Source organism: Candidatus Obscuribacterales bacterium (assembly GCA_036703605.1).
GTDB lineage: Bacteria > Cyanobacteriota > Cyanobacteriia > RECH01 > RECH01 > RECH01.
Genome location: DATNRH010001007.1, coordinates 1 through 6597 on the forward strand (window position 1 = coordinate 1; position 6597 = coordinate 6597).

Sequence of the window (6597 nt, forward strand, 5' to 3'; positions counted from 1 at the left end):
ATTAAGGGGCATCCAGGGGAAGCCTACAATATTGGGGTAGAAGAGCCCGAAATCTCCATGGCCAACCTAGCTGACCGCGTGGTGGAGTTGGCTAAGGAACTCTTTGGGTACACCGGAAAAGTTGTTCGTCAGGAAAGCGACGATAAAGCCTACTTGGTGGATAACCCCAACCGTCGCTGTCCCATTATCACCAAAGCCCGAACTGATCTGGGCTACACCCCTGGCATCATGATTGATGATGGACTACGGCGATCGCTTGTTTGGTATCAAGACAACCGCGAAGCAGAGGAGGCATAAATGAAAGTTTCTGTTGCGGGTACAGGCTATGTCGGTTTGGTGTCGGGAGTTTGCTTAGCAGAAAAAGGACACCAGATTATCTGTATTGACATTGACCCGGTCAAAGTCGATAAGATTAATCAGGGAATCCCTCCTATCTATGAAGATGGCTTAGAGGATCTGCTCAAGAAAAATATTGGTCAGTCCTTGTCGGCTACGACCAACCTGCGTCAAGCGGTTCTAGATACAGATATTTCGCTGATTGCTGTTGGCACACCGTTTGATGGTAATGAGATTGATCTCAAATACATCAAGACTGTGGCGCGGCAAATTGGAGAAGTCATCAAGGACAAGACTACATATCACACCGTTGTTGTGAAAAGTACCGTGGTTCCAGGCACCACCGATGAGGTTGTGCTGCCGATTCTAGAAGAAGCTTCCGGCAAAAAAGCTGGTGTGGATTTTGGGGTGGGCATGAATCCTGAGTTTCTCAAGGAAGGGGAAGCGATCGAAGACTTTATGTATCCCGATCGCATTGTCTACGGTGGTGTCAACGATAAGAGCATCCAGGTTTTACAAGAGCTCTATGCGGTGTTTGAGGGGGTAGATCAGTTGGCCACCAACTGCCGCACCGCCGAGATGATCAAGTACACGGCTAACTCTCTGTTGGCTACAATGATTTCCTTCTCAAACGAGATTGCCAATCTTTGCACGTCTACCGGCGGCATCGATGTCACTGAAGTAACCCGTGGCGTTCATCTGGATAAGCGTCTTACCCCTATTCTCGAAGATGGCACTCGCATTGTCCCGTCCTTCACCACTTACATTGAAGCAGGCTGTGGCTTTGGGGGCAGCTGTTTTCCTAAGGACGTCAAGGCCTTGATTGCCTATGGCAAAAAACAAGGCAATGCCATGCAAATCTTAGACTCCGTGATTGCGGTCAATGAGAAGCAGCCAGCTCGGCTCATCACCTTACTGCAAAAACATTATCCTGATCTAAAAGGTGTCAAGGTTGCGGTGTTGGGCTATGCCTTCAAGCCAGGAACTGATGACATTCGCGAATCACCGGCCTTGCCAGTGACTCAAACCCTTCTAGATGCTGGGGCTGTTGTGCAGGGGTATGATCCCATTGCCCAACATGAAGCACAAAAAGTGTTTGGGGAAGGTACGGTAAACTTTTGCCCTGACGTAGATACGGCGATCGCTGGGGCCCAGGCCATTATCATTATTACCCGTTGGGCAGAGTTCAAAGCTCTACCGGAGATGATTGCTTCTCTGGAGCCTCAACCGGTGGTGATCGACGGACGACGTATGTTAGACAAGCATAGTGTTGCCATCTATGAGGGCATTGGCCTCTAGTTTTCTCCCAAGACATTAGGGAGAATGAGATCATCGAGGGATCACGAGTTAGTCTTGTGATCCCTAACCCAATCAGCGCAACTGTCTCTTTTGCCAATATGCAGGAGAGACTTGCCTTGGGAGAGGTATGGGCGATCGTCCTGGACTATCCCAGTACCTCATCAAATTCCTGCTAAAAAATCCGTTTAGGACGACAAATTAGTCTGGTCACCACGCTGATCTCTACCAATTTCGATGTAGAATCGACAAGGCGTTAACGATGGTTCAGTCATGGGCGAGCGACCGATTAAGAAATCAGAGCGGGCAGAACGTAGCAGCGCAGACCCGGCCAATACTCCTCAATCCCAAGACGAGCGTCGTTCGGATCGGGGCGGACAAGGAAAATCATCAGGACATCGAAAAGGACGGGGCGATCGCCAAGAAAAAACTCCTGCGGTGCCCCAGGCTCTGATGCGTGGGCCAAAACCAAAGCCAGCACCTGAACCACCAAAATTAGAAGAATCTACATCAGAATTAGAAGAATCTACATCAGAAACAGATGAGTCTGAAAGCAGTGGAACGAATGAAAGCGCTGACCATCCGTAAACTCCGCTGGGTCAGAGGCTCAGAGTAGCCTCCCTGGTCTTTCTACGATCCTACAATGATGAAGCCCGCAAAAGCGGGCTTTGTTGTGAAACAGCCATGCGTCACGATGAGGCTCTGAGAGCTAGGTTCTCTGGAGGCTGAACATCATTGAGTAAATATGCGGACTGTGAACTGTCCTAGGGTTAAGGGAACTTAGTCGGTGGAAACTCGGTCGCAATCCTATAGGCTAATAGACTACTTTAACTTAGGGGCGTCGTATCAACGTAGGCATTAGATCTGCAGGAACAAATGTAGAGCGCTTATATCTCTCCAGAGATGCGCACTCAGACCAGCGATCGCTCCTACCTCTTTGCGTACCCCGTGGGATAACGATCCCAGCGGCCAAGTATCCTTTCTGTTTACAGCATACGTTAGGATGACCGGGCTGCGTCTACCAACGCCAAGATGACAGATCACTCAGATCCAACAAGGTTAAATCATGGCAAGTAAACTGTTACTCATCCTGACATCCACCCTCTCCATCACTGGCCTACTAATCACACTTGGGTTACCGCAACAAGCGATCGCCCAAGTAGTCAGTAGTGCTTCGCAGCTTAACCAAACGACCTTTGAGCCTCCTCCTGGGCAAGATAGCCCAGACCAAACTGCAGGAGGCGGATCGCGGGGGGAGCGCCAATGCCCAGCCGACCTGGCTATAACTAACTCAGGTGTTAACCCAGGCGAGACCTCGTCCCAGTCTGTCGACCTCAGGGTTGTCTCTGGAGAAGAAACTACCGATCCCTATCCCACTATTGAGATTCAAGTACCAGAAACCTCAGCAACCGCTGCCACCTTTAGCTTCCTCACAGGGGAAGGCCATGTTGTTTACGAAGCAGTTATACCGATTGAACAAGTTCCAGGTATTGTCTCAGTTGCTCTACCTAAGCATCAACCAGGCTTAGATGTTGGAGAGCGATATTATTGGATGTTTGCCCTCGTCTGTGATCCAGAGAATCGCTTGCTAGACGTCGCTATTGGTGGCACCGTCCATCGAGTAGAAGACTCCCATACCTCCCAGTCATCTTGGCAGTAGCGCTTCATTGCCATCTAGAGCAAGCTCAAGCATTCATGGCACAGGTCTAAGGTTAAGCCCAATGACGAAGGGGTGACTATGCTTGAGATTAACCGTGCCTGATCCAATCTATAGCTAGGATACAGGCGATCCGCTCTAGGAGTCAGCCGCCATGTCTATCAAGGTGCTGATTCACCTGTTAGACATGGCAACAGCATGATGTCTGACAGGTGAGTGCAATAGTGAGTGCAATAACGTTACAGCTTTTGCAGCTTCTAGCATTTAGGCTATGGTTGGTCTGCTTGGTCTAGCCCTGTTGCAGCCTGTGCCTACTAGAAGCACGGAAGCCGTCTTTAAACATTGGGTGGTAATCGTTCTACTGATCAGCAACGCTTATCGCAGAATGACATGTAGGCTTCGAGCAGCTCAGGATAAACGGTCATAGTTTCCTGTTGTGATAACGTCATCGAACTCACGTTGACGGAATTATGCCACACTGGTTAAGAACCTAGCGGCACGATGTTGGAGAGCATCGGTCTCGCAAGATCTGCTATATCCATGCAATCTATGTGGAACGCCATCAAACATCAGTGTTGGAAATGGAGAGGGGTTGGTATAACGGCTCCTCTTGTCACTGGTGTTGTCCTAAGTGTCCGTCTTACCGGGGCTCTTCAGCTTTTAGAGTGGATTACCCTCGATCAATTTACCCGTCTGCGTCCTATTGAAGCCGTAGAGTCAAGAGTTGTTGTTGTTTCCATTGAAGAGTCTGATATTGAAAACTTGGAGCAGTGGCCCATTTCAGACAGCACCTTAGCCAGCTTGATTGAGGAAATTCGTCAACAGGAACCTCGGGTCATTGGGCTGGATTTATATCGCAATTTGCCAATTGAGCCCGGTCACGATCGTCTAGTTCAAGTCTTTCAAACCACGCCCAACCTGATTGGAATCGAAAAAGCCGTGGGGGATTCCTACGGAGCCACGATCGCTCCTCCACCTATCCTAGGCGACTTAGGGCAGGTCAGTGCCAGCGATATTGTGATTGATCGCGATGGCATGGTCCGCCGCAACCTTCAATCCATTCGCGATCCCCAGGGGCAAACTATATTAAGCTTGGCTGCTCGTCTATCCTTAGCCTATCTAGAACAAGAGGGTGTTACGCTAACCAGTATTCACAGCGATCGCCAACATTTAGGTTTGGGTAAGGCTGAATTTTTACCCTTACACCCCAATAGCGGCGGGTATGTGCAAGCTGATGCTGGAGGTTACCAAATTCTCTCTAACTATCGGCATTGGTCCGAACCCATTGAGAGTATTCCCTTAACCCAAGTACTCGAAGGGCGCGTCCCCGCTGGCTTTTTTTATGACCGCGTTGTACTGATTGGCACCAGCGCTGCTAGCTTGGGCGATCGCTTTCAAACTCCCTTTTCGGATCGCTATACTGAATTGCCAGGGATGCCTGGCGTTGTCGTTCATGCGGACTTTGTGAGTCAGATCTTAAGTGCAGCCCTAGATGGACGCCCTCTGCTACGGTCTTTTGCAGAACCGATCGAATGGTTATGGATTCTAGGAGGGGCTATCATCGGAGCCATGTATGGGTGGACGATGCGATCGCCCCTAAGCACCGCTGGTAGCGCTATTGTAACCAGCACGGCCTTAGGCATAACCGCTTACTTACTCTTCCTGCAAGGATGGTGGGTGCCGATTATCCCCACACTTCTAGCCCTAATGGGAGCAGCCTTACTCAATAAAGGCTATGTTCTTTGGACAAACCTCCTCCTATCCAACCAAGAATTAGAAAAATACTCCCAAACTTTGGAGCATAAGGTAGCGCAGCGTACCCTAGAGCTTCAGGAGAAAAATCAACAGCTTGAACAGGAAATTCACGATCGCCAGCAGGCAGAGGCGGAACTCAATCTACTCTTTGCGGCAATGACCGATACGATCATTGTCTTTGATGAAGAAGGGCATTATCTCAAATATCGCCAACCTAATCCGAGACTATCCTATAAACTTGGCATTCAGCGCATTGGCCGCACCGTTCATGATATCTTACCTCAGCACGTTGCAGATCTTAGCTTAGACGCCATTAAGCGCACCTTGTATCGATACCGTATTGGGGGATACTTTCGTAGCGATCGCCCTACTACCTATCATCATCAGCCAGATATCACCGTGGAATATTGCCTGCCTATCCAAGATACTCAAATTTGGTTTTCTGCTAATGTTTCACCACTTTCAGAACATACTGTGCTATGGGTAGCACGGGATATCACCCATCGCAAAGAAGCAGAGCTAGCACTTAAAGCAGCTAAGGAATTAGCAGAGGCAGCCAATCAAGCCAAAAGTCAGTTTCTATCAACGATGAGTCATGAACTGCGCACGCCGCTGAATGCCATTTTGGGTTTTACTCAACTGCTCGGACGCGATCGCACCCTTTCATTAGCCCAACAAGACTCTATTCAAATTATTAGCCGCAGTGGTGAGCATTTACTAGATCTCATCAACGATGTTTTGACGATGTCTAAAATTGAAGCAGGGCGGATGATCCTTAAACCAGTCCGCTTTAGCTTGCATGGGCTCTTAGAAACATTACGTCATATGTTTTCTCTCCAGTCGCAACCTAAAGATGTAGCACTCATCTTTAACTACGGTTCAGAGTTGCCAGAATACGTCATTGCAGATGAAAGTAAGTTAAGGCAAGTTCTTATTAACTTATTGAGCAACGCTATTAAGTTCACGCCCCAGGGCCAAATTACTTTGTCTGCTTGGGTAGAGCAGATCCTATCTCCTCCTCAGAACGGTCATCTACCAAGTCATCCTACACCTTGTATTCTCCACTTCAGTGTTGAAGATACCGGTCCTGGAATTTTAGAAGAGGAACTTAGCCGACTCTTTAAACCCTTCGAGCAAACAGAAAGTGGACGGCGATCGCAACAAGGTACAGGACTAGGTCTGGCCATCAGTCGTCAATTTGTCCACTTGATGGGGGGAGACATTAGCGTCAGTAGCCAAGTCGATCACGGCTCTATATTCCGCTTCAGCATACAGGCAGAGATTGCCGAAGTTGCAGACCATGTACAAGAGCCCTTTAGAACAGTTGTAGGCCTAGTCCCAAATCAGCCACAGTATCGTATTCTAGTGGCCGATGATACACCTGACCAGCAATATCTCTTAAGCCGGTTATTAGAATCTATCGGTTTTAGAGTGCGGGTTGTAGAAGATTATGAGGCACTCGCGGGACAATGGCAAACCTGGCAACCTGATCTACTCCTCTTAAACGACTCTCTTATGGAGCAACCTGCTGCTGCCACTATCCAGTCTCTACG

5 protein-coding genes are annotated in these 6597 nt (G+C 48.8%); all 5 read left to right on the top strand.

Annotation, left to right across the window (positions count from 1 at the left end; all coding sequences use genetic code 11):
• A partial coding sequence (locus V6D20_20600; protein HEY9818180.1) for a hypothetical protein occupies positions 1-297 on the top strand: 297 nt, incomplete at its 5' end.
• The gene (locus V6D20_20605; GenBank protein HEY9818181.1) at positions 298-1635 is read left to right on the top strand and encodes a UDP-glucose/GDP-mannose dehydrogenase family protein; all 1338 of its coding nucleotides are present in this window, start codon (positions 298-300) and stop codon (positions 1633-1635) included. It begins immediately after the preceding gene.
• A gap of 270 nt (positions 1636-1905) precedes the next feature.
• Complete coding sequence (locus tag V6D20_20610; GenBank protein ID HEY9818182.1) at positions 1906-2220, top strand: hypothetical protein; 315 nt, start codon at positions 1906-1908, stop codon at positions 2218-2220.
• A 478-nt stretch (positions 2221-2698) separates the two neighbouring features.
• Complete coding sequence (locus tag V6D20_20615) at positions 2699-3292, top strand: DUF928 domain-containing protein (GenBank protein ID HEY9818183.1); 594 nt, start codon at positions 2699-2701, stop codon at positions 3290-3292.
• A gap of 537 nt (positions 3293-3829) precedes the next feature.
• The coding region (locus tag V6D20_20620; protein HEY9818184.1) for a CHASE2 domain-containing protein at positions 3830-6597 on the top strand (2768 nt) is incomplete at its 3' end.